General features: G+C 63.9%; 11 protein-coding genes and 1 pseudogene. 7 read left to right on the top strand and 5 right to left on the bottom strand.

Translation table 11 applies throughout. From position 1 onward, the window contains the following. The first annotated feature begins 324 nt into the window (after positions 1-324). From NUH87_RS01485 to NUH87_RS01500, 4 genes are all read left to right on the top strand, one after another. Positions 325-927, top strand: a complete 603-nt coding sequence (locus NUH87_RS01485) for a hypothetical protein (RefSeq protein WP_338524394.1) — start codon at positions 325-327, stop codon at positions 925-927. Between the two features lie 73 nt (positions 928-1,000). After that, positions 1,001-1,522 carry a DUF2846 domain-containing protein gene (locus NUH87_RS01490; RefSeq protein WP_338524395.1) on the top strand — a complete coding sequence of 174 codons (522 nt, stop codon included), beginning with the start codon at positions 1,001-1,003 and terminating at the stop codon, positions 1,520-1,522. A 520-nt stretch (positions 1,523-2,042) separates the two neighbouring features. Next, positions 2,043-2,486: a hypothetical protein gene (locus NUH87_RS01495; protein ID WP_338524396.1), complete on the top strand. Its 444-nt coding sequence runs from the start codon at positions 2,043-2,045 to the stop codon at positions 2,484-2,486. Positions 2,487-2,817: 331 nt separating this feature from the next. After that, on the top strand, positions 2,818-3,624 hold the full coding sequence (locus NUH87_RS01500; protein WP_338524397.1) for a class I SAM-dependent methyltransferase: 807 nt from the start codon (positions 2,818-2,820) through the stop codon (positions 3,622-3,624). A 17-nt stretch (positions 3,625-3,641) separates the two neighbouring features. On the opposite strand, the gene NUH87_RS01505 is transcribed toward NUH87_RS01500, so the two are convergent. Continuing rightward, the gene (locus tag NUH87_RS01505) at positions 3,642-4,214 is read right to left on the bottom strand and encodes a LuxR C-terminal-related transcriptional regulator (RefSeq protein ID WP_338524398.1); all 573 of its coding nucleotides are present in this window, start codon (positions 4,212-4,214) and stop codon (positions 3,642-3,644) included. Positions 4,215-4,363: 149 nt separating this feature from the next. On the opposite strand from NUH87_RS01505, the gene NUH87_RS01510 reads away from it, so the two are divergent. From NUH87_RS01510 to NUH87_RS01520, 3 genes and pseudogenes are all read left to right on the top strand, one after another. Continuing rightward, positions 4,364-5,542: an acetyl-CoA acetyltransferase gene (locus NUH87_RS01510; protein ID WP_338524399.1), complete on the top strand. Its 1,179-nt coding sequence runs from the start codon at positions 4,364-4,366 to the stop codon at positions 5,540-5,542. Between the two features lie 2 nt (positions 5,543-5,544). Then, the gene (locus NUH87_RS01515; protein ID WP_338524400.1) at positions 5,545-7,086 is read left to right on the top strand and encodes a class I adenylate-forming enzyme family protein; all 1,542 of its coding nucleotides are present in this window, start codon (positions 5,545-5,547) and stop codon (positions 7,084-7,086) included. Positions 7,087-7,127: 41 nt separating this feature from the next. Next, positions 7,128-8,467: pseudogene (locus tag NUH87_RS01520) on the top strand (MFS transporter). Between the two features lie 19 nt (positions 8,468-8,486). Here NUH87_RS01520 and NUH87_RS01525 read toward each other — a convergent pair. From NUH87_RS01525 to NUH87_RS01540, 4 genes are all read right to left on the bottom strand, one after another. After that, positions 8,487-8,696: a hypothetical protein gene (locus NUH87_RS01525; protein ID WP_338524401.1), complete on the bottom strand. Its 210-nt coding sequence runs from the start codon at positions 8,694-8,696 to the stop codon at positions 8,487-8,489. An 11-nt stretch (positions 8,697-8,707) separates the two neighbouring features. After that, positions 8,708-10,126 (bottom strand): AdeC/AdeK/OprM family multidrug efflux complex outer membrane factor, encoded by a 1,419-nt coding sequence (gene adeC / locus NUH87_RS01530; RefSeq protein ID WP_338524402.1) that lies wholly within the window; start codon positions 10,124-10,126, stop codon positions 8,708-8,710. Further along, the gene (locus tag NUH87_RS01535) at positions 10,123-10,953 is read right to left on the bottom strand and encodes a helix-turn-helix transcriptional regulator (protein WP_040066384.1); all 831 of its coding nucleotides are present in this window, start codon (positions 10,951-10,953) and stop codon (positions 10,123-10,125) included. Before NUH87_RS01535 ends, adeC begins: the two co-directional genes overlap by 4 nt. Positions 10,954-11,236: 283 nt before the next feature. Then, on the bottom strand, positions 11,237-24,838 hold the full coding sequence (locus tag NUH87_RS01540; RefSeq protein ID WP_338524403.1) for an amino acid adenylation domain-containing protein: 13,602 nt from the start codon (positions 24,836-24,838) through the stop codon (positions 11,237-11,239). Positions 24,839-24,841 lie beyond the last annotated feature (3 nt).

Raw genomic sequence — 24,841 nt, forward strand, 5'->3', positions numbered from 1 at the left:
ATCTAGTGAGTAACGCGCGGGCGAAAATGTAGAGTTTAGCTCTCCTGCATCGATTATCGATGCGGGAGAGGAAGCAAAATGGGACCGGATTTATTTGATTTTGCAGAAGGCCAGCAAGCATCGACAGTAGGTAGCCACAGAAAATAAATCTGTGGTGGGCTGGATTAGGCGATGAGCTTATTATTTGTGAGGGGAGTTCAGAAGCAGTTTTTGCTGGCGAGGGGTTGAGTTCGATTTAGCTGAGTTGGCTGGTACAAAGGCTGCTAACGGTATCTATATAGTAATCGCAAAATAAGTTTCTTATCATGAAAGCAAGGAGCACTTATGTCACAAAATATCGGATGTCGTATCACGAGTTGGACCACCATAGCGCTTTCAGCCTTGCTTCTGACAGCGTGCGCACGAGTCCCACGATATGACGGTACGCGGTCACCAGACCCAAGTAAAGCCATCATCATCGGCTCCATCACCGAGGGCTTCATCACAGAGCCCAACGGGCTAGTAGTCGAGATAGAGAAAAATAGCGAGCCCAGTGCAATCGTTGTTCTCGAAACCATGGGGAAAGAACTCGACTTGCGAACGTCTCATCGGCTGGGAAATTTGTTCATGTATGAAGTGCCCGCTGGTGAGTACAAAGTCACGAGCTGGAACTATGTGTATTACAGTGGTAGTGGGATAACATTACCGACTCCGACGGTCTTCAAGGTAAAAGCTGGAGAAGTGGCTTATATAGGTGATTTCTACGCCCATGCTGCGACCGTTTGCCTATACAACGTCAATCACGAGAGCGTGACACTGGAAGGCCTCAAACACAAGTATCCGATGCTGAAAGACCGGAAAATCATAAACCTGACCGCGCAAAGCGGCTTCGGACCTTGGCCCAGTTCAGACTCCCAGGATAACGGTAAAGGATTGTGTAAGTTCTGACGGCAACGTGCCCGAGGTGGACCCATCAGCCAATCCCCAGACGCAGCATCATTTCTCAAGGAATATGTCTCTCATGAAGCACTTTACTATTGTCCAGGCTTGCTTGATCGCAGGCCTAACCCTTCTGGCAGGTTGTGTGAACGGCCCCTCTTTGCAAAACCGACCATTCTTCCATCCCCCGGCAGAGACAAGCCCAGACCAAGCAACTCTCTACTTTTACCGAAATGCTGTCTCCTTAGGGCGGCTCATAAGCCCCACCATCCTTATCAATGGTAAAGCAATCAGCCGCCTGCCCTCCGGCAGCTACTTCAAAGTAAATCTTCCTGCTGGCCACTATCACGTCGAGTCGACCTCACCGCCCATCATCACCAATATGGTCAACAAACAATTCGATCTCGACGTCGAGAAGGGCAGGAACTATTTCATTGCCGATCAGGTTAACACTGTGGACCACCAGGATGGGCAAACGCTAGGGCAAGTAGACGAATCTTATTTCAGACCTAACCACTACTTTTCTCGCTACGCGTTGGTGCCGGCCGAACAGGCTCTGCAATCGATTAAATGGTGTCAAAGCGTTCTTGTCGGCGACCTATGATGCAAAACGTCATACTTATTTCCCCAGTTGTCTGCTACTGATGCTCGATGGCTCTCTTCGGGGTTAAACAAATCTGTTCCGTATAGTAGTTCCACAGAGCGGGCAACTGACCGGGACGAGTCGTTTCGTCGATGAGGTCGAGTGCACCGTAGGGCTTCGAATAGACCGCTTTTCGTGCCTCAGGCGCAGCTCAGCGGCGTTCAATCAATACGCGAAATGGCCTTCTGAAAAAACTCATATTTCCCACATGCTTCAGGCATGGGAGAATATTGCGTGCGCTAAACGCCAGGGCTACTGTTCACGTGTCGCTGCAAATTCAGCGACTCGGGTTTTGCAGCCCGGATCGAAAAGGCGCACAGCGCCGCGTATGCGGCATTTTTACGCTCGTGTTATGGCGAGCTGTGCGCAGGAGGCTTCGGCCTGCCGGTCCTTTTCCCGGTCTGCAAACCTGTGTACGGCTCGCCACCTTTCGTTTTGCAGCGTGGGTGACGAACTTCCATTTATGAAAAGGAGCGTCACCATGTCAAAGAAAATCACCCCCGATCCGCCACACACTCGCAAAGCTCTCAGCACCGCCGACAAAGGCATCTACCTGCGCAAACTCTCTGATACCCCTTCCAACGAGCCTGAGCCGGCCCCGGCAAACACCCCCCGCTTGCTCGATACCCTCGCGTTCACCTGCTCCAAACCCGTCACCCCCGAAGCCCCCTACAAACCCATACTGTTTGCCATCCAACCCGGTATCAATGCCCAGGACGCACTGACCTACGTTTCGAGTCTGCTCGAAACGGCGGAACTCAATGGTGACGAAATCAGCCTACATACCAACCCCGTCGAGCGGGCGTTGTTCTGGGGCATGCTGCATTCGGTGGAGGTGGCACGTGCGGTGGTGGATGCGCTGCTTGAGGGCGCGTCCCCATCCAATCAGTTATCCCCCGTAGCGGACAACCCACCGATTGATTGAGGTCCTGAGAAAATAAAAGCCGTTTCTCCACTTAGAGGGATCAAGCGCTTGGCCGCTTGGTCTCTTTTTCGTTTAAGGGCCGCGTAAAGGGTAATGGCGTCGTGGTTTTGCTCAAGTCCAACCTCCAAACCATCGTGCGCATCCTGACAGTCCGGAGAGGCGCGAGCCTGGCTGCCTTCCTTGTATTTGATAATTGACGTAGTCTTCGAAGACTTTTCAACTCTGAATTAGACCGGCTTGATGACCGGCGCCGACCTGCGGGTAAGACGCAGGCCAGACAGCCCGGTCAAGATTGACTACAGACGACGAATCACTCTAAGGGAACTAGAACATGCCATCTGCCAAGAGCGTCATTGCCAGCAATCGAGACGCCTGGAACGCTTCCGCCGAGCACCATAGAAGTAGTCGCACCTGGAAGCGTCTTGTCGAGTCCGTCGGCACGTCGGACTTTTCCTGTCTGGATGCAACCTTGACTGAGCAACTGCGTGACATAGGTCTTGCCGGCAAGGATGTTATCCAACTGGGCTGCAACAACGGTCGCGAGTCACTTTCGTTGTTTGCCTTGGGCGCACGATCCGTCGTGGGCGTGGACCAGGCCGCCGCGTTCCTCGATCAGGCACTTGAGCTGACCGCACGATCGCCATATACCCCGACATTCGTCGAAGCGGACGTGCATGAGCTGCCTGCCAACCTTTGCGAAGCTTTCGATGTCGCCCTGATCACCATCGGGGTCCTGAATTGGATGCCGGACATCAAGGCCTTCTTTGCGCACGCGGCAAAGACCCTCAGACCGGGCGGCACGATGGTGATCTACGAAACGCATCCCTTCCTGGAAATGCTGGACCCTGAATCTACCGATCCCTGGAGAGTTGCCAGCTCCTACTTCCAGACAGGGCCAGTGGTTGAAGACAAAGTCATCGTTTACGAAGGTCAGGCAGAGACCAACGGAGTGAGTAGCTACTGGCACCCCCATGGCCTGGGTGAAATCATCACGGGCGCTATCCGTGCCGGTTTGCGCATCAGCCATTTCTCGGAGTATCCGTACTCCAACAGAGAAGAGCTTTATGACATCTATGAGCAAGGTTATTGGGACGTGCCGATGTGTTACATCCTGACGGCCATCAAAGCGATGGGGTAGGGGGCCGTGGCCTTACATCAATCAACAAAAATAATCTTCGACACCAGCTCCGCGCTGTTCTTGGCCTGCAGCTTCTTCATCAACCGGGCGCGGTGGACTTCCACGGTCCGGTGGGAAATCGCCAGTTTCCTGGCCACTTCCTTGCAGGTCAGGCCGTTGACGATATGCATCGACACTTCACGTTCGCGGGGGGTGAGGTCCACCGTGGCGTGGTTCGCCCGGTCCAGGCGCTCGAAGTGCCAGACCATCAGCTTGAACGGATCGCCCGGGGTCAGGGTATAGCCTTGCGACCGGGCCCAGAACACCTCGCCGTTCTTGTGCTGCATGAAGCGCTCATCAGAGTAGGAACCGGTCTTGCTGCACAGCAACCAGTTACGGCTGCGATTGCCGATGGTCTTGTAGTCCGCCTGGGACGGGTAGATCAGCAGGGTCAACTGCCCCAGCAACTCCTCGCGCGGATAGCCGAACAGTTCCAGGAAGGACTCGTTGCAGTCGAGCATCACGCGGTCGCCGGTGATCAACTGCGCTGCCGGTGACACCTTGAATGCCAGGCGCTGAAGGTCTTTCAGTTGCTGCGTGAAGACGGTCATTGGCATCCTGCCTCGGTAGGGATCCTGTACGGGCGATATCGCCCTCGGGTCGGCTACGTACCCAAGTACGTAATTGTACTAACTGGCGAGCGATCCCGGCGGTGCGCCATTGTAATCAATGCCTGATTCAAACCAAGAAGAAAATCACCATGATGAATGATTGCGTATCCATTGTTGCGGCCGGCCACTCGCCCTTTGGCCGTCTTGCCGGTTCCACCCTGGAAGATCTGATCGTTCAAGTGACCCGCCAGGCGCTGACGGACGCCGCGATAGAGGCTGCGGAAATCGATGCGCTGTTCCTCGGGCATTTCAATTCGGGCATGGTCCCGGACGGGTTTGCCGCCTCGTTGCTGCTGCAGGCCGACCCGGGGCTGCGCTTCAAGCCCGCTACCCGCTGTGAAAACGCCTGCGCCTCGGGCTCTGCGGCCATCCAGGCGGGGATCAACGCGATTCTCTCAGGCTCCGCCGAACTGGTGCTGGTGGTGGGCGCCGAGAAAATGACCGGCAACTCCACGGCCGAGGTCACCCGGGCCCTGGCCGGTGCCGGTTACCAGAACGATAGCGAGGAGGCCGGGCTCAGTTTCCCGCAACTGTTCAGCCTCGCCGCGCAGCAGTACCGCCAGCGCTACCACTGCCCCATGGCCTCCATGGCCGCTATCGCGGCGAAGAACCATGCCAACGCCATGGCCAATCCCCTGGCGCAGATGCACAAGGTGATGGATTTCGAACACTGCAACAATGTCTCCCAGAGCAATCCCTATGTCGCGCCGTCGTTGCGCCTGACCGATTGCTCGCTGATCAGCGACGGTGCGTCGGCCATCGTGCTGGCCTCGGCCAGGCGCGCCCGGCAGTTTCGCCGTGAGGTACTGATCCGTTCGGTGGCCCAGGTCAACGATGTGTTGCCGATCGCGCGCCGCGACATCCTTGCCTTCGAAGGGCCGCAGCGCGCGATCCACTCGGCCCTGCGCGGCGCCAGTGTGACCCTGGGCGACCTGGGCTTTGCCGAGGTCCATGACTGTTTCACCATCGCCGAGCTGCTGATCTACGAAGCCATGGGCCTGGCGCCCCGGGGCGAGGGGCATCGGGCCCTGGACGACGGCACCGTGCGCCCGGGCGGCCGCCTGCCGGTGAACCTGTCCGGCGGACTCAAGGCCAAGGGCCACCCGGTGGGCGCGACCGGGGTCTCGATGCATGCCCTGGCTTTTCGGCAACTGACCGGTGAGCCCATCGGCCTGGCCGCGGCGAATCCTGAGTTCGGCCTGGTGTTCAACATGGGCGGCATGGCGGTCGCCAACTACGCCTCGGTCCTTCAGGCACGCAGGAGCTGAGGATGAATATCGCCAACTGGTTGGAAGATACCGGCCTGCGTTGCCCGGAGCAGCCGGCCTTGTTCGAGGGGCTGCGGCAGGTCGCCAACTATGGCACTTTCGTCGCCCTGGTCCGGCACCGGGCCGCGTACCTGGTCAACGAGCACGGCATCGTCCCCGGCGACCGCGTCGCGCTGTTCATGAAGAACTGCTGCGAATACCTCGAACTGCTCTACGCCATCTGGTGGGTCGGCGCCGTGGCGGTGCCGATCAACTGCAAGCTGCACCCCGTCGAGGTCAGCGGAATCGTCGACGACGCCCAGGCCCGGCTGATTTTCACCGATGGTGGCGAGGTGTTCGCGCCCGATATCCCGCTGCCAGGTTGTCGAGAGCTGGATCGAGAGGACATGGGCGCGTTCGAGTCGATCGCTTCGACGGCGCTGGCGACCCCTTGTTTGCGTCAGGCCGATGACCTGGCCTGGCTGTTCTACACCTCCGGCACCACCGGTCGCTCCAAAGGGGTGATGCTGAGCCATGGCAACCTGACGGCCATGTCGCTGTGCTATCCGGTGGATGTCGACCCGGTCAGCGCCGAGGATGCGGTGGTGTATGCGGCGCCGATGTCCCACGGCGCCGGTCTCTACAACTTCATCCACGTGCGCCGGGCCGCCCGCCATGTCGTCCCTGAGTCCCGTGGTTTCCAGGCCGACGAACTGTTCGGGCTGGCGAACTGGCTGGGCAATGTCAGTCTGTTCGCCGCGCCCACCATGCTCAAGCGCATGGTCGAGCAGGCCCGTCGTCAAGGCTATAGCGGGGAGGGCATCAAGACCATCGTCTATGGCGGCGCGCCCATGTACCTGGCGGACCTGAAGGAAGCGCTCAAGACCTTCGGGCCGCGGCTGGTGCAGATCTATGGCCAGGGCGAGAGCCCGATGACCATCAGCGCCTTGTCCCGCAAGGTGATCGCCGATCGCAAGCGCCCCGACTGGGCCACGCTGGCCGCGTCCGTGGGCCGGGCCCAGTCGTGCGTGGACGTGCGCATCCTCGACCCCCAGCACAAGCCGCTGCCGCCCGGCCGGATGGGCGAAATCGCCGTGCGCGGACCCACCGTCATGCAAGGCTACTGGCGCAACGAGGCCGCGACGCGCCAGACCCTGGTGGACGGCTGGCTGCTGACCGGTGACGTGGGCTTTGTCGACGATGCCGGTTACCTGACGCTCACCGACCGTTCCAAGGACGTGATCATTTCCGGCGGTTGCAACGTCTACCCCCGGGAAGTCGAGGAAGTGCTGGCGCAGCACCCCGGGGTCTTTGAAGTCTGCGTGGTGGGCGAACGGGATGCACAGTGGGGCGAATCGGTGGTAGCGTTCGTGGTTGCGCGGATTGCCGGGACGCTCGACGAGTCGTCGCTCAATGCCTGGTTCGTCGAACGCATGGCTTCGTTCAAGAAGCCGAAGAAGTATGTCTTTCGCAGCGAATTGCCGAGGAACAGCTATGGCAAGGTCCTCAAGACCGAGCTGCGCCTGTGGTTGAAAAGCAGCGCCAATGACACCCGCGTTCCCTGACGAACGTTTTTACGGATAGCCATCAGACAGGAGTCCCTCTCATGGGCATGCAACACACAGACCCGGCCCGGCAACGGCGTCGGGCGTTTATCGGTGCGACATCCGGCCACTTGATCGAGTGGTACGACTACGGTGTCTATGGCTTTCTCGCCGTCTATATCGGCAAGTCGTTCTTCGTCTCCGACGACCCCACCACCAGCCTGCTCGCCAGCTTCGCCGCCTTTGCCCTGAGCTTTTTCATCCGGCCCTGGGCGGGCTGTTCTTCGGTCCGCTGGCGGACCGGATCGGTCGGCGCAAGACCCTGATCGCGGCACTGGTGATGATGGCTGGTTCCACCTGCCTGCTGGGGTTGTTGCCGACCTATGCGACGCTCGGCATCGCCGCGCCGATCCTGCTGGTGTTGATTCGCTGTGTGCAGGGTTTTTCGGCGGGCGGCGAGATCGGCACCATCACCAGTTTCATTTCCGAGTACGCCGGGCCCGGGCGTCGCGGCTTCGCCACCTGCTGGTTGATGGTCACGGCGGTGCTCGGCCTGTTGCTCGGCGGGGCGGTGGCCAACGGCATGACCTGGGCATTGGGCGCCGACCTGATGCAGGCCTGGGGCTGGCGCATCCCCTTTCTGCTGGCCGCGCCCCTGGGCCTGATCTCGATGTACATCCGCCTGAAGCTGGAAGACAGCCCCGAGTTCCTCGCCTTGCTGCGGGCCGGTGAGACCTCGAAGGCGCCGCTGCGGGAAGTCTGGCAGTGGAAGCGGGCGATTGCCCTGGTGTTCTTCATCATCACCCTGCACAGCTCGATCTTTTACCTGGTGCTGACCTTTGCCTCGACCTACATGTCGAGCATTCTCAAGTTCGACAGCGGCACGATCCTGCTCTACGTGTTCGTCTCCAGCTTCTCGGCAGCCTTCGTCATGCCGTTCGGCGGGGCGTTTACCGACCGCTACGGACGCAAGCCGTTCCTGCTGGTGGTGGGCACCCTGGCCACCCTGGCGATGTACTGGCTGTTCAAGTCGGCGCCGACGGCCACCCAGGCGTCGTTTTTCTGGCCGTTGATGGCGGTGGCGATCCTTTTCGGGCTCTATGCTTCGTCGACCTATGCGCTGATGAGCGAGTTGCTGCCCACGCGCATCCGTTCGACCGGCATCGCGGTGGCGTACAACATCCCGGTGGCGGTATTCGGTGGTAGCGCGCCGCTGATCTCGACCTGGCTGATCAAGCTGACCGGAGACATCACCTCACCCTGGTACTTCTACATCGGCACGGGCGTGGTGTCGCTGATCGCGCTGGTGCTGTTGCGCCAGGGGGACTTTGTCGCCAGCACCGGTGCTGCGCCGGCCCGGCAGGTCGCGCCGGGTGCAGCAACGCCGATGCCGGTCGGATAAGGAGGAGGGGGAAGCGCCACTAGCCCAGGGAGGCCGGCATCGGCTCCCGGGGCGCGGGAACCAGGTCCCGTGCGGAATAGAAGCCCTGCACCAGCCGGTTCTTGGCCCGGTACTCGCACAGCACCAGCAAGGTATCGGGGAGATGGGAGGCGGTCGAGCCGTGCTGGACCACCATGATCTTGCCGCCCGAGCGAAGTCGCACACGTGTACCAGGTTCGAATGTGACCATCTTCAGTGATCTCACAAGGTTTTTTGGCTGCGTTCCGTCCAACCACCGCCCAGTGCCTTGTACAGATTGACCTCGGCGGTCAGTTGGGCCAACCGGTCGGTGATCAGGGTCTGTTGGGCGCTGAACAGCGAGCGCTGTGCATCGAGAAAGGTCAGGCTGTTGTCGACACCGATGCGATAGCGGCGTTCCGCCAGGTGGTAATACGCCTGGTTGGCCTGCACCAGATCGTTCTGTGCCTTCAATTGAGCCTTGTAGGTCTGGCGTGCCGCCAGGCCATTGGAGACTTCCTGGAAGGCGGTCTGGATCGATTTCTCGTATTGCGAGACGCGGATATCCTTCTGGATCTTCGAGTAATCCAGACTCGCCCGCAGGCTGCCGGCGTTGAAAATCGGGATATTGATCTGCGGTTGAAACAGCCAGCCCCCCGAACCGCCCTTGAACAGCCCGGACAATTCATTGCTGGAGGTGCCTGCGTTGGCGGTCAGGGTGATGCTCGGGAAGAACGCCGCGCGCGCGGCGCCGATGCTGGCATTGGCCGACTGCAACTGATATTCGGCCTGGAGAATGTCCGGGCGCCGTTGCAGCAGGTCCGAAGGCAGGCCCGCCGGTACTTCGGCGAGCCACTCGGAGGCCAACGGGCGATTGGAAGGGCTGTCCGCGACCGAGGTGCCCACCAGCAAGGTCAGGCTGTTGAGGTCCTGGGCGACCTGGCGCTGGAAGGTCGCAAGGCTGGCCCGCGCGCTTTCCACCGAGGTCTGTGCCTGGGCCAGGGCCAGGGCCGAGGCGGTGCCGACTTGTTGGCTGCGTTCGGTCAGGCGCAGGCTTTGCTCGTAGGAGGCGAGGGTGCTCTGGGTCAACGCCAGCAGTTCCTGGTCGGCGCGCCACGTCAGGTAGGCGTTGGCGACACTCGCCACCAGGCTCAACTGGGTGCTGCGACGGGCTTCTTCGCTGGACAGGTAGGTCAGCGAGGCCTGGTCGGTGAGGCTGCGGATACGCCCGAACAGGTCCAGTTCATACGAGCTGATGCCCAGTGTCGCCGAGTAACTGCCACTGGTCACCGAGCTGCCGGTTTGCGTCAGGCTGGCCGGCACGTGCTGGCGGGTGCCGGTGCCATTGGCGCTGATCGCCGGGAACAGGTCGGCCCGCTGGATCCGGTATTGCGCCTGATAGGCCTCGACGTTGAGGGCTGCCACGCGCAGGTCACGGTTGTTGGCCACGGCGCTTTCGATCAGTTGTTGCAGCGTCGGGTCGCGGAACAGCTCACGCCAGCCCATGTCCGCCGCCAACGGACCCGACAGGGCCGGCGCGTAGGCGGGCGTCTGCGGGTACTGCGCGGCGACCGGCGACGCCGGGCGCTGGTAGTCCGGAATCAGCGAGCAACCGTTCAAGGCCAGCGCCGCAACCAGCCAGGGGCTCAGGGATTTGTTCATGATGCTCCTATCATCCACTTGGCCAACCCATGTCGCCCGCTGACACCCAGTTTGGCGGCGGAACGCTTGAGGTAGGTTTCGATGGAACTGTTCTTGACGCAGAGTTTTTCTGCGATCTCAGGTACGGTGCCGCCGGCCAGCAACCCCAGGCAGACCTCTTTTTCTCGGGCCGAGAGGGTGACGTCGCAGGCACTCAGGCGTTCATTGAACTCGCGTTGCAACTGCGTCTGTTCCATGGCCATCAAGGTGCGCGGTGTCGTCCCTCCAGCGCTTTTGACACTGGATTGGCGATGGGCACGGGCATGCCGTTCCGCCAGGGGCAACAAGGTCTCCGACAGGTATTTCAAGAAGGACAGCTCTTGTAGGGAGTAGTCGCGCTCCACCCGGGGGCGGTGCAGCGAGATCACACAGCAGCGATTGGCCTTGCGCGAAATCAGGCTGCACTGGTGGGACGTGCCGAGGCAGTTATTGTCCTTTTCGTTTTTCATCCGTGCATTCAGGTGGATCAGCAGTGCGTCCTCCACCTCCAGCACCCGCTTGACCAGGGGATGGTCGTTGCGGTGCTTGGCATTGGTCGGGCAGACCGCTTGCATTTGCGGGCTCAGTTCAAGACCGGCGTAGCCCAGCAGCTGCACATCGACAACGGCCGACTGGGTGTCGTCGACGGTCCATTCACTGAGTTCGACCCGGCTGACCGACACCGAGGCGTTGATCAATTGGTGCATGTTGCCCAGGAACTGCTCGTTGCCGACGCTGGAAACCAGTTTTCCCAGTTCCAGGTAAATGTGGGCGTTCTCTACATCTCTAGCATTCGTCTGTTGGTTCATATGCTGATCCTGCATATTCAGAAGTCGCTTGCGATCCTGTCGTCGGAGGGGGCGAAATCCGTCCGTCCCCTCCGAGACGCTCAAGCCATTTCTTGTCTTGATACCCGGACATTCGGGTATCACCCGTGAATCCCTTCACATAAACGATTCAGTCAGTAGTGATAATTAAGCTCAGTTATGTGGGAAAAGTCTGTAGTGGAAAACAGGGACATCCTACAGGTCTGACCAGGAGATGCTTAATTGACACTTTTTTTTGAGAATGAAAAGCACTTCTTCATAAAGTTCATGACGAGGTACCGTCCTTCAGTGCCTGGGAAATCGCCTGGCCCAGTGCGCTGATGTGGGGGGCCTTGACCAGCGTGTTATGGGTCCCGGGCAGCGCCGTGACGCGGATCGGGGCCTCCAGCAGCGCGCCCCAGCCCAGCAGCGGGTCGCTGCGTTCCTGCCCATTGGCGGTAAACAGCGTCACCTCGAGCGGGGCGGGCGGGCTGACATAGGCGCCAATGGCCAGGCGTATCCCGTAGGCCACGGCGAGATGGCTGCGCAGCAAGCCAGCGTCGACGTCCCGGGGCAGTTCCTCCGGAAGCAGATCGTGCTCCATGCACAGCGCCAGCATCGCCTCGATGGCATTCTCTTGCGCCAGCCCGTTCAGTTGCCGGAGCACCTCGGGATCGACCTGCTCGGGCAGCCAGGCCATCAGGAATTGTCCCTCGCTCAAGGATTCCGGCACCGCCGGCCCAGGGCGTGCCGAGGCGTCGATGATGCCGACGAACGCCAATTGCTCACCGCCGGCCTGCAGTTGACGGGCCATCTCATAGGCGATCAGGCCGCCGGCCGACCAGCCGGCGATCCGGTAGGGCCCTTGCGGCTGGACCTGGCGAATCGCCGCCAGGTAGCGTGTCGCCATGGCTGCCACATCGGACAACGGTGTTTCACCGGCGACCAGGCCACTGGCGGCCAAGCCGTAGATCGGCACCTGGGGATCCAGCACAGGGGCCAGATCGCGGGCATATTGCACCTCGCCACCTAGCGGATGGACCAGGAACAGCGGCCGTTCCGAGCCCGTGCGGCGGATCGGTACCAGGTTGCTGCGCTGACCGGGGCGCGCCTGGCCGTCCAGGGCTCGGGCGAAACCGGCAATGGTCGGTTCGACGAACAGATCGCGCACGGCGATCGGCTTGCCGAGGATCTTGCGCAAGCGCGAGGTCATCTGCACGGCCATCAGCGAAATGCCGCCCAGGCTGAAGAAGTCGTCATGCCGACTGACCTGTTCGAGCTTGAACAGGTCCTTCCAGAGGTGGGCGATGGCGATTTCGGTGTCGCCTTGGGGCGCTTCGTAAGGTTGTGCCTCGGGCTGCGCCTCTTCGGCAGCGGCGGGGACCACCACGGCATGGGCCGAACGCGGCAACGCCGGGGTGTTCTCCAGCAGTTGAGCGATCGACTGCCGGGCGTCGGCCACCAGGTTCTCCAGGACCTTGGCAAACAGCCCGGCGATGGCCTCCACGGTCGCGGTGTCGAACAGATCGCTGGCGTATTGCAGGCTGCCACCGATACGTTCGCCGGTGTCGACCAGCGACAACGACAGGTCGAACTGCGTGGTGCGGTGGGCACTGTCCAGGGACTCCACGTGCAGTCCGGGCAGTTGCAACGGCGCCGGTGGCGTGTTGTCCAGGCTCAGCATCACCTGGAACAACGGGCTGTGGCTCATGCTGCGGGTTGGCTGCAAGGCGCTGACCACCTGCTCGAACGGCAGGTCCTGATGGCTGTAGGCCGCCAGCGTCAGTTCCTTGATGCGTCCCAGCATCTCGCTCACCCGGGTGTCGCGGCCGGTGGCGACGCGCAGTGCCAGGGTATTGGCGAAGAAGCCGATCAAGGGTTCCAGCTCCGGACGCTGGCGGTTGGCGACCGGCGTACCGACCACCACATCGGCCTGGCCGCTCAGGTGGCTCATCAGCACCGACCAGCCGGCCAGCAGCACCATGAACAGCGTGCTGCCCTGGGCCTGGCTGAACGCTCGCAGATCGCGACTCAAGGTTGGGGAAAGGACGCAGTTGACGATCCCGCCGGCATAACTCTGGATGGCCGGGCGCGGACGATCCAGCGGCAGGTTCAGCAGGCTCGGCGCGCCTTCCAGGTGCTGGCGCCAGAAGTCGACCTGTGCCTGCAGCGCCGGACCGTCCAGGGACTGCCGCTGCCAGGCGGCGTAATCCACGTATTGCAGGGCCAGGGCCGGCAACGGGTCCTTGTGACCCTGGCTGAACGCGCTGTACAGCACACTCACCTCATGGGCCAGGACACTGTTGGACCAACCGTCGGAGACGATGTGATGCAGGGTGATCAGCAGCACATGCTCGGCCTCCGCCAGTTGCAGCAGCTGGCCGCGCAGCAGCGGTCCCTGGTTCAGGTCGAACAGTTGCGTCGCATTGTCCTGGCCAAGGCGCGCCAATGTCGCCTCGCGCTCTTCGGCCGGCAGTTCGCGCAGATCCTGCTGCACCAGTGGGAAGCGGGTATCGGCCGGGGCGATTTTCTGCAGCGGCTCGCCGTCCACCAGTTCAAAGCGGGTGCGCAGGGTTTCGTGACGCGCCACCAGGCGATCGAGGGTCGCTTGCAGGGCCGCCTTGTCTAGCGTGCCGGTCAGGCGCAAGGCCATCGGCAGGTGGTAGGCGGCACCGGCCGCGTGATCCAGGTGATCGAGGAACCACAGGCGTTGCTGGGAGAACGACAGCGGCAGCCGGCCCGATCGGTTGGCCAGCGGAATCGACTGCGCCGCGCTCGGCGCCGTGGCGTTGACCAGCGCGGCCAGGCCCCGCACCGTCGGTGCGTCGAACAGCTCACGCAGGCTGATCCGCGCGCCGAGCTTGCGCCGCAGTCGCGAGAGCAACTGCACGGCCAGCAGCGAATGGCCGCCCAACTCCAGGAAACCGTCGTTGCGGCCGACCTGGTCCAGGTGCAGCAAGCCTTTCCAGATCTCGGCGATGGCCTCTTCGGTGTCGCCTTGCGGCGCCTCGTAGGCCTTGCTGGCCAGGGCATCCTGCCCCGGGGCGGGCAGGGCGCGGCGGTCGAGCTTGCCGTTGGCGGTCAGCGGCAGGGCGTCCAGATGGACGAAGGCGCTGGGCACCATATACTCGGGCAGCCCGCTCAGCAGGGCGCTGCGCAGTTGCTCGGCCGGCACCGGCTCGCCGCAGACATAGGCGACCAGGCGCTGGTTGTCCGACTCGCCCTGGCTGTCGTCGCGGGCGATCACCACTGCTTCGCGGATACCCGGAACGGCCAGCAGGGCGTTCTCGATTTCTCCCAGCTCGATCCGGAAACCGCGGATCTTCACCTGGAAGTCATTGCGGCCCAGGTACTCCAGGGTGCCGTCGGGCAGCCAGCGACCCAGGTCGCCGGTCTTGTACAGACGGGCGTTCGGTACTGCGGAGAACCGGTCTGCGATAAAGCGCTCGGCGCTCAACTCATCGCGGTTGAGGTAACCCCGGGCCACACCGGCTCCGCCGATATGAATTTCCCCGGCCACGCCCAAGGGGGCCGGTTCGCCACGGGCATCCAGGACATGCACCTGGACGTTGGCAAACGGTCGGCCGATGCTCGGTTTTTCGCCAAGGTCACGGATCAGATCAATCGTGGCGTCCACCGTGCATTCGGTGGGGCCGTACATGTTGTAGAAGTGGATGGTCGGACAGTTGCGCAGCTTTTCCCAGGTGCTGGCGTTGATCGCTTCACCACCCAGCAGCACGCTGACCGGCTGGTAGCTGCGGCGTTCCAGCAGACCGGCGGCGAGCAGGGTATCGAGCTGCGACGGGGTCGAGTCGAAGGCGTGCACCTGATGCTGTTCGAGGAAGTCGAGCAATTCGCTGCCGCTGGCACGGATCAGTTGCGGGATGATCACCAGCGTGTGGCCGGAGAACAGCTGCGAGATGCCCTTGATCGACATGTCGAAGAAGAACCCGGCGTTGAGGGCCACGGTGGCCGGTGTCGGGCAATGCTGGTGGGTGGTGCGGGTCAGCACCTGCCAGAAGTTGAACACCGAACGGTGTTCGACCATCACGCCCTTGGACTGGCCGGTGGAACCGGAGGTGTAGATGACATAGGCCAGGTTTTCGGGTGTCAGGCCTGGAACCACTGGGTTAGCGTCGAAGGCCTGATCGTCGGCGGCGCGTAGCGACTCGGCGGTGTCGAGCAGCAACAGCGGCGTGTCGCCAGACGGCAGCGACAACGCGGCCTGGGTCAGCAGGGCACGCGGTTGGCTGTCCTGCAGCATGAAGGCCATGCGGTCGGCGGGATGCGCCGGGTCGATTGGCACATAGGCGGCCCCGGCCTTGAGCACACCGAGCAGGCCGACAATCATCTCCAGGCTGCGTTCGGCACAGATCGCTACACGCTCGTCCGGCTGCACGCCGAGGGCCAGCAGCTGGCGGGCCAGGTGGTTGGCGCGACGGTTGAGCTGGCGGTAGCTCAGTTGCCGGTCTTCGCAGACCAGGGCCACAGCGTCGGGGTTGGCGCGGACCTGGGTTTCGAACAGGGCATGGATCGGCTCGGCCGGGCCGAAGTCCGTAGCGGTGTTGTTGAAGCCGTTGAGCAGCAGCGTGCGCTCGGCTTCAGGCAGCACTTCCAGGCTGGCGGCCAGGCGTGACGGATCCTGCTCAAGGGCGTCGACCAGTTCGGCAACGGCCTGGCCGAGGTAGGCGGCGATGCGTCGTGGATCGATGCCGCTGATGGATTGCGCGGTCAGGGAGAACCCGCCGGCCACGTTAGCCACGGCGATTTCGATCGGGTAGTTGGTGCGGGTTTCCGAGGCGATGAAGTGGATGCCTTCATGCTCGCCCATGTCCTCGACGTTCTCCCCGGAGGCATTCACCAGGTCGCCGTGACGGCAGTTGAGGATCACCGTGAACAACGGCAACGACGCGTCCACCGCACTGCAACGCTGGGCCAGGGCCAGCGGCGCCTGTTCGTGGGTCAGCAGTTCGCTGAGCTGCTGGTAGGCGTCCTGGACGATGTCGCGCACGCTGTGGTGTTGCAGGCGAATGCGCATCGGCAGGGTATTGATGAACATCCCCAGCGCATGGTCGGCACCGGTGGTGCCCTGGGAGCGCCCCGACAGCACGGTGCCGAAGATCCCGTCGTCGCGGCCGCTGGTGGCCGCGACCACCAGGCCCCAGGCCGCGTGGAACAGGACCGAGGTCGGCACGCCCTGGACCCGCGCGCTGCGATGGACCCGGGCGCTGAGGTCTTCGCCCAGGTGCTCCACCGCGCGCTGGATGCCGGCACCGTTGCCGCGCACATCCAGCACGCCATAAGGCGCGGTGGTGGCGTCGACATCGGCCAGCAGGCGGCGGAAGTAGGCTTCATGCTCGGCCTGGGAAACGCTGGCGGCCTGGGCGATGAAATTGCGATACGGCTGCGACGGCGGCAGGCTGTCGGCCTGGCCGGCCAGCACCGCCTGGATCTCCAGCATGATCAGGCGCAGGGTGACGTTGTCGCTGACCAGGTGATGGTCGAGCAATGCCAGCAGCCACTGTTCGCGCTGGGCATCGTAGGTGACGTACGCGGCGATCAGCGGCGCCTGTTGCAGGTCCAGGCGCAGGTGATGGGTGTCGGTACGCTCGCGCAGCATCTGCAAGGCGTCTTCACCGGGCACGCTGTCCAGGCTGACTACCGGCAGCTGTGCCCGGCGATGGACCACCTGCACCGGTTGCGGCAGGCCTTGCCAACGCAGGGCGGTACGCAGGATGTCATGGCGGTCGATCACCACCTGCACGGCGGCCAGGAAGTTGTCGAGCAACGCGCGGGTGGTGAAGGTCACCACGGTACGCATCAGGTAGGCGTCGCCTTCGGATTGCAGCAGGTGGTGGAAGAGGATGCCCTCCTGCAAGGACGACAGCGGGTAGATGTCCTGCACATTGCCGGCACCACCGGGCACATCGGCGACGATCTGCTCGATCTCCGCCTGGCTCAGCGTCACCAGCGGCAACATGTCCGGGGTCAGCGCGGTGCAATCGGCGGGAATCAGGTTGGCCGGGACCACCCGTTCGGCGCTGCTGCCGCCGGCGAGGACGGTGGCCATGGCCTGCAGGGTCGGCGCCGAGAACACCGTGCGTACATCCAGTTGCAGGCCGGCCTGGCGCAGGCGCTCGATCAGGCTGATGACCAGGAAGGAGTGACCGCCGAGTTCGAAGAAGTGGTCCTGGCGACCGACGCGTTCAACGCCAAGCAGTTCCTGCCAGGCACCGGCCAGGGTGATTTCGATCTCGCCCAGCGGCGCTTCGTAGTCACGGCTCACCGCCGCGGACAGGTCCGGTGCCGGCAGGACCGCGCGGTCGAGCTTGCCGTTGGTGGTCAGCGGCCAGGCCGTCAGGGTCACGAAGGCACTCGGCAGCATGTGCTCGGCCAGCACGCCGGCCAGTTGGCTGCGCAGGGCCGAGGACTCGGGGGCGCAGCCGTCTTCGGCGATCAGGTAGGCCACCAGGCGTTTGTCACCCGGTTGGTCCTCACGCACGATCACCAGGGCTTCACGGACCTCGGCACAGGCCAGTAGTTGCGCCTCGATTTCACCCAGTTCGATACGGAAGCCACGGATCTTGATCTGCGAGTCATTGCGGCCGACGTAGACCACGCCGCCGTCGGTGCGGTAACGGGCCACGTCGCCGGTGCGATAGAGCCGCGCGCCTGGTGCATCGGAGTACGGGTCGGCGATAAAGCGTTCGGCGTTCAGCGCGTCACGGTTCAGGTAATGCCGGGCCACGCCGGCGCCACCGATGTAGATCTCGCCATTGACCCCCACCGGCACCGGTTGCAGGTAGTCATCGAGGATGCGCAGGCACAGGTCCGGCAGCGCCGGGCCGATCAGACTCGGTGCGGCGGTGTCGATCTCGGCCTGGCTGACCGGGTAGTAGGTGGCGTGCACGGTGATCTCGGTGATGCCGTACATGTTCACCAGGCGCGTGCGCGACAGTGGAGTGGTGGCCGTCCAAGGGCGCAGGCTGCGGAAGTCCAGGGCCTCGCCGCCGAAGATCACTTCGCGCAGCGCGTGGTCCTCCTCGCTGCGGGCGCGGGCCTCGATGAACTGGCGGAAGGCGCTCGGCGTCTGGTTCAGCACCGTGACCTGCTGCCGGCAGACCAGCGCGTAGAAGTCATCCGGTGAACGGGCCACGTCGCTCGGCACGATCACCAGCTTGCCGCCGTAACTGAGGGCACCCCAGATTTCCCAGACCGAGAAGTCGAAGGCGAAGGAGTGGAACAGCGTCCAGGTGTCGTTGTGGTCGAAGTCGAACAGCCCGGCGGTGGCATCGAACAGGCGGGCGACGTTGCCGTGTTCCACCAGCACGCCTTTGGGCAAGCCTGTGGAACCCGAGGTGTAGATGACATAGGCCAGGTGCTGTGGCGCCAGGCCCAGGTCACCGGCTTGCGGGTTCAGGTCCAGAGCGCTGTCGTTGGCGGCGTCTTCGCGGTTCAGTTCGTCGAGGGTCAGGACCGGTACGCTGTGTGCCGGCAGGGCGTCGAGGCAGGCCGACTGTGCCAGCAGCGCTACCGGGGCGCTGTCGTCCAGCAGGTAGCCGAGGCGTTCGGTCGGGTAGGCCGGGTCCAGCGGCACGTAGGCCGCGCCGGCCTTGAGCACGGCCAGCACCGCGCAGAGCATGTCGACGCCGCGCAGGGCGAGGATCGCCACCCGATCGTCGGGGCGCACCCCCTGGGCGAGCAGGGCGCGGGCAATGCCGTTGGCGCGGCGGTTGAGGGCCTGGTAAGTCAGCGTCTGTTCGCCGAAGACCAGGGCGGTGCGTTGCGGATGCTTCGCCGCCTGGGCTTCGAAGCGCTGGTGAATCAGTTGCTCCACGGCGAAAACCGCCTTCGGCGGCAGCAGCGCCGGCGAGGCCTGGCGCTGTGCCGGGCTGAGCAATGGCAAGCCGAGCACCGGTTGCGTGACATCGGCGACCATCGCTTCGAGCAGGATCTGGAAGTGCTGGGCGAAGCGCTCCACGGTCGAGCGGTCGAACAGGTCGCTGGCGTACTCGATCACCCCGGCCAGCGAGCCGTCCGTGTTGCCCAGTGTCAGCATCAGGTCGAATTGCGCGGTTTCATGGGCCTGGGCCACGGGCACCAGGCTCAGCCCCGGCAGGCTCAGCTCGACGGTCGCCGGGGTATTGTCCAGCGACAGGGCGACCTGGCACAGCGGGTTGTGGCTCAGCGAGCGCGGCGGCTGCAAGGCCTCGATCACTTGCTCGAACGGAATGTCCTGGTGTTCGTGGGCCGCCAGGGTAGTCTGGCGGATCTGTTCCAGCAGTTGTTCCACGCTCGGGTTCTGGCTCAGGTCCACGCGCAGGGCCAGGGTGTTGACGAAGAAGCCGATCAGGTTTTCGGTTTCGGTACGACCACGGTTGGCCGTCGGTACGCCGATCACCACATCGCGTTCATTGCCCAGGCGCGCCATCAGCACTGACCAGGCACTGAGCAGCGCCATGAACAAGGTGATGTTGTGAGCCTGGCAGAAGCGCTCCAGGCGCTCGCGCAGCACCGGGTCGATCTGCACCGCTACGTCGCCGCCACGGTAACTCTGCACCGCCGGGCGGGGGCGGTCGGTGGGCAAGGACAGCAGCGCCGGGGCACCGCCCAGGTGCCCGCGCCAGAACTCGGCTTGCTCGGCCAGGCGCTCACCTGTAAAGGTGCGCCGCTGCCACGCGGCGTAGTCGGCATACTGGATCGACAGGGCCGGCAGCGGGTCGTCCTGTTGCTGGCTGAAGGCCTGGTAAAGAGCGGCGAATTCCTTGACCAGGACCCCCACCGACCAACCGTCGGAGATGATGTGGTGCTGGGTGATCAGCAGGATGTGCTCGTCATCGGCCAGGCGCAGCAGACGCCCACGAATCAGCGGACCCTGGCGCAGGTCGAAGGGCGCCGTGGCTTCGCTGTTGCCGATACGCGAGGCGCTGAGGCCGGCCTGTTCGTAGGACAGTGTGCGCAGGTCCTGCTCGGCCAGGGCGAAACCGCAGTCGGCCGGGGCGATGATCTGCACCGGTTGCTCGCCGTGGCGTTCGAAGGTGGTGCGCAGGCTTTCATGACGCGCCACCAGGCGGTCGAGCGCGGCCTTGAGCGCGTCCCGGTCGAGATCGCCGCGCAGCAGCAGCGACATCGGCATGTGGTAGGCACTGCTGGCGCCGGGATCGAGCTGGTCGAGGAACCACAGGCGTTGCTGGGAGAAGGACAGCGCCAACGGCGCGCTGCGCTCGATCGGCTCGATGCTGTCGGTCTCCGACGTTTGCAGGCCGCCGACCACCCGCGCCAGTTCGGCCACGGTCGGATGGCTGAAGAGCTGGCGCAGCATCATCTCGCCGCCCAGTTGTTGGCGCACCCGGGAAACCAGTTGCGCGGCCAGCAGGGAGTGGCCGCCGAGTTCGAAGAAACCGTCGTGACGGCCCACCCGTTCAAGGCCCAGCAGTTCCTGGAAAATCTGCGCCAGGGCCTGTTCGGTGGCGCCTTCCGGTGCGGTGTAGCCGCGCTCGGACATGGCGTCCAGGTCCGGTGCCGGTAGCGCGTCCTGGTCCAGCTTGCCGTTGCCGGTCAGCGGGTAGGCCGTGAGGGTCACAAAGGCGCTGGGGATCATGTAGTCGGGCAGGGTGGCGCCCAGTTGCTTGCGCAGGGCCGCCACTTCCAGGCGTACCGAGGGCTTGGCGATCAGATAGGCAATCAGGCGCTTACCCTGGCTGGCGTCATCGCGGGCCAGCACGCGGGCTTCGCGCACGCCGTCACAGGCCAGCAGCTTGGCCTCGATTTCCCCCAGTTCGATACGGAAACCACGGATCTTCACCTGGGCGTCCATCCGGCCCAGGTGGATGATCTCGCCGTTGTCCAGCAGTTTGCCCAGGTCGCCGGAGCGGTACAGGCGCTCGCCGGGACGCAGCGGGTCGGCGATGAACCGTTCGGCGCTCAGTTGTGGGCGGTTCAGGTAACCACGGCCGACACCCAGGCCGCCGACGCAGATTTCCCCGGCCACGCCGATTGGCAGCAAACGCTGCTGGGCGTCGAGGACATAGGCCACGGTGGTCGGGATCGGCCGGCCGACGTTGGAGATACCGGCGGCGATATCCGCGCTCTCGATGGCCTTGTAGGTCACGTGCACGCAGGTTTCGGTGATGCCGTACATGTTCACCAGCGCCACATGGCCGAAGGCTTGATGGAAGGCGTCGAGCTTGCCCAGCTCCAGGCTTTCACCGCCGAAGATCACATAACGCAGGCGTTCCAGGCGCACATCGTCGCGGGCCAGGGCGGCGGCGCTGAGCTGCAGGAAGGCCGACGGGGTCTGGTTGAGCACGCTGACCTGCTCGCGCTCGAGGAAATCCAGCAGTTCTGCCGGATCGCGGCGCAGGGCCTCGGGGACCAGGGTCAGGCGGCCACCATGGAGCAGGGCGCCGTACATCTCCCAGACCGAGAAGTCGAAGGCGTTGGAGTGGAACAGCGACCAGACGTCCTCGGCATTGAAGGCGAACTCCGAGCGATTGTTGTGCATCAGCCGCACGACGTTGCGGTGTTCCAGCAGCGCACCCTTGGGTTCGCCGGTGGAACCCGAGGTGTAGATCACATAGCAGAGATGATCCGGGGCGTTGACGTTGGGCAGGTTGGTCGCACCCTCGGCATTGTTACGCGCCGCTTCGGTCGACTCGGGGGCGAAGACCTCGATGCCGAGCGCCAGCAGCGCCGGGCTCATGTCCTGGCGGGCGACGGCCTTGCGTGCGCCGCTGTCGCGAAGCACATAGGCGATACGCTCAGCCGGTGATGCCGGATCGATCGGTACATAGGCGGCACCGGCCTTGAGCACCGCCAGGGTGGCGACGATCATCGCCAGCGAGCGGTCGAGGACGATGGCCACCAGGTCTTGCGGCTGCACACCCGCGGCGCGCAAACGATGGGCCAGGCGGTTGGCCTGTTCGTTCAACTGGCGGTAGCTCAGGCGTTCCTCGCCGAGGTTGACGGCAATATTGTCCGGGGTCTGGCGGACCTGCTCCTCGAAGATCTGGTGCAGGGTCAGGCTGTCGGGCCAGGCCGCCTCGGTGTCGTTGAAGTCGAGGATCTGCCGTTGGCGCTCGGCCGCATCCAGCAGGACAACGTCGTCGACCCGCTGTTGCGGGGTCTCGACAAAGGCCTGCAGCAAGCGCACGTAATGAAGCATCAGTTGCTGGATAAATTCAGGGTCGAAGAAGTCGGCGTTGTAAGCCAGGTGGCCGTTCCATTGTTGCGCGTCGGCACTGATCAGCAGGTGCAGGTCGTTCTTGCCGTAGCCCAGGTTGGTTTCCAGGTTGTTGACCGCAAGCCCGGCGATCAAGGTGCGGCTGTCGCCGGCCTGCTGGAAGTTGAACAGCACGTCGAACAGCGCGGTGCGGCTCATGTCCTTGGCCGGGTTGAGGGCCAGGACCAGTTGGTCGAACTGCATGTGCCGATGTCGCTGCGCGTCAGCCAGGGTACCGGCGGTCTGTTCCAGCAGGGCTTGCAGGGTGGTCTCGCTGTCGCAGGCGCCACGGATCACCAGCAGGTTGTCCAGCGGCCCGACCACATCTTGCAGGGCCGGTTCGCGGCAGGCCGCCGTGGTGCCGATCACCAATTCATCGTGCCCGGCATAGCGCCGCAGCAGGGCGGTGAAAGCACTCAGGGCCAGGCTGTCGGCACTGACACCGACCTCCCGGGCCAGGTCGCCGAGGCGTTTGACCAGCGCCGCCTCGATGACGAACTCATGGGTGGCTTCGCTGAAGACGTGGACCGCCGCCCGTGGTCGATTGAGCGGCAGCTCCAGGGCTTGCAGCTTGCCGCGCAGTTGATAGCTCCAGTAGGCCCGCAGGTTCTCCCGCACGGCGGCCGGCAACTGGCGTTGCCAGGCGGCGAAGTCGCCGTAACCCAGGGCCAGCGCCGGCAGCGCGGCCTCGCGCTCGGCGCAGGCGGCTTCATAGAGGGCCAGCAGGTCGCGCTTGATCAGTTGCATCGACGTGCGGTCGGCCAGCAGGTGATGCACGGCCAGGGCCAGCACGGCGTTTTTCTCATCAGCACGAACCAGGCTGGCGCGCACCAGGCTGCCGCCGTTCATGTCCAACGGGCGGCGGGTTTCGGCCAGGGCCAGGGCGCGCATATCGCCCAAGGTGCCCTGGAACTGCTCCAGCACCAGGTTTGCGGGGCCGTCGAAGCTCTGCCAGGCACTGGCACCGTCGGAATGCACCCGGCAGCGCAGGATGGCGTGGCGCGCCAGCAGCCCGTCGAGGGCGCTTTGCAGCGCCGGGACCTGCAGTTCGCCGCACAGCTCCAGCAGCAGGGCGACGTTGTGGTAGACCGGGTTGGCCTCGTACAGGTAGCCGGTTTCGAAGGTATCGACGAACCAGATCCGTTCCTGGTGATAGGACAGCGGCAGCCGTGCCGGGGCCGGCGCCAGGGCGCTGACCTCGGGCAGGGCCAGGGCCGGGTCCAGCTCCAGGGCGCCGATGCGGGTTTGCGGGGCTTCGGTGAAACAGCGCAGCAGGCGCTCGAAGCGTGCCGCCAGGCGTTCGATGGTGCTGGCGTCGAACAGCGCTGTGGAGTACGACAGGCTGCAGGACAGGCTCGGGCCGCCTTCGTCGATATGCAACGACAGGTCGTGCTGGGTGTTGTCCTTGTGCGACGGCAGGAACTCCAGGCTCAGCCCCGGCAGTTGCAACTGCCCGCCGGCACCGCCGGCGTTGGTGTAGAGCATGGTCTGGAACACCGGGCTGTAGCTGGCGCTGCGCGGCGGCTTGAGGGCTTCGACGATCTGTTCGAACGGCGTGTCCTGGCGGCTGGAGGACTCCAGCATCAGCTCCTTGACCTGTTGCAGCACCTGGTCGAGGGTCGGGTTGGCGTCCAGGCGCACGCGCAGGGCCAGGGTGTTGACGAAGAAACCGATCAGCGCCTGTACGTCCTGGCGGTCGCGGTTGGCGGTCACGGTGCCGATCACCACGTCCTGCTGGCCGCTGATCCGGCCCAGCAGGACGGCCCAGGCCGCCATCAGGGTCATGAACGGGGTCGCCGCGCGGGACTGGGCGAAGCGGGTGATGGCGCCGGACAGTGCCACCGGCAGGTCGAAGCCCAGGGTCTCGCCACGGTAGCTCTGCACCGCCGGCCGTGGCCGGTCAGTGGGCAGCGACAGCAGGGCCGGGGCGCCGGCCAGGTGACTGCGCCAGAACTCCACGTGCTGGCCCAGGCGTTCGCCCTCCAGGTGTTGGCGTTGCCAGGCGGCGTAGTCGGCGTATTGCAGGGCCAGGGCGGGCAGGGGATCGGCCTGGCCGGTGCTGAACGCCTGGTACAGCGCGGCGAATTCCTTGACCAGCACGCCGATCGACCAGCCATCGGAGATGATGTGGTGCTGGGTGATCAGCAGCCGGTGTTCATCGTCGGCCAGGCGCAGCAGGCTGCCACGGATCAGCGGCCCGTGCAGCAGGTCGAAAGGGGCAGTCGCTTCGCGCTCGCTCAGCTGGGCCGCCTGTTCTTCGGCCTGTTCCCGGGGCAGGTGGCGCAGGTCGTGCTGCACCAGGCTGAAGCCGCAGTCGGCCGGGGCGATGACCTGCACCGGCTGCTCGCCGTCACGGCGGAAGGTGGTGCGCAGGCTTTCATGGCGGGCCACCAGGCGATCCAGGGCGGCCTTGAGTGCGCCCTGGTCAAGGCTGCCACGCAGCACCAACGACGCCGGCATGTGGTAGGCGGCGCTGGCCGTCGGGTCCAACTGATCGAGGAACCACAGGCGTTGCTGGGCGAACGACAGCGCCAGCGGACCTTCGCGGTCCACGGCAACCATGTCGTCAGGGGCGGTATCGACGGTCCGCGTGGCGCCGCGCTGCTTGAGCAGGCGCAGCAGTGCGGCACGTTTCAACTGGTCGAGACTATCGTTATGTGAGTTCAATTT

The sequence above is a fragment of the Pseudomonas batumici genome (genome assembly GCF_036585405.1).
GTDB classification, from domain to species: Bacteria; Pseudomonadota; Gammaproteobacteria; order Pseudomonadales; family Pseudomonadaceae; genus Aquipseudomonas; species Aquipseudomonas batumici.

What these genes read in the sequence shown, in the direction of transcription:
- NUH87_RS01485 (WP_338524394.1), top strand. Translation starts at nt 325, where the DNA reads ATGTCACAAAATATCGGATGTCGTATCACGAGTTGGACCACCATAGCG.
- NUH87_RS01490 (WP_338524395.1), top strand. Translation starts at nt 1,001, where the DNA reads ATGAAGCACTTTACTATTGTCCAGGCTTGCTTGATCGCAGGCCTAACC.
- NUH87_RS01495 (WP_338524396.1), top strand. Translation starts at nt 2,043, where the DNA reads ATGTCAAAGAAAATCACCCCCGATCCGCCACACACTCGCAAAGCTCTC.
- NUH87_RS01500 (WP_338524397.1), top strand. Translation starts at nt 2,818, where the DNA reads ATGCCATCTGCCAAGAGCGTCATTGCCAGCAATCGAGACGCCTGGAAC.
- NUH87_RS01505 (WP_338524398.1), bottom strand. Translation starts at nt 4,214, where the DNA reads ATGACCGTCTTCACGCAGCAACTGAAAGACCTTCAGCGCCTGGCATTC.
- NUH87_RS01510 (WP_338524399.1), top strand. Translation starts at nt 4,364, where the DNA reads ATGATGAATGATTGCGTATCCATTGTTGCGGCCGGCCACTCGCCCTTT.
- NUH87_RS01515 (WP_338524400.1), top strand. Translation starts at nt 5,545, where the DNA reads ATGAATATCGCCAACTGGTTGGAAGATACCGGCCTGCGTTGCCCGGAG.
- NUH87_RS01525 (WP_338524401.1), bottom strand. Translation starts at nt 8,696, where the DNA reads ATGGTCACATTCGAACCTGGTACACGTGTGCGACTTCGCTCGGGCGGC.
- adeC (WP_338524402.1), bottom strand. Translation starts at nt 10,126, where the DNA reads ATGAACAAATCCCTGAGCCCCTGGCTGGTTGCGGCGCTGGCCTTGAAC.
- NUH87_RS01535 (WP_040066384.1), bottom strand. Translation starts at nt 10,953, where the DNA reads ATGAACCAACAGACGAATGCTAGAGATGTAGAGAACGCCCACATTTAC.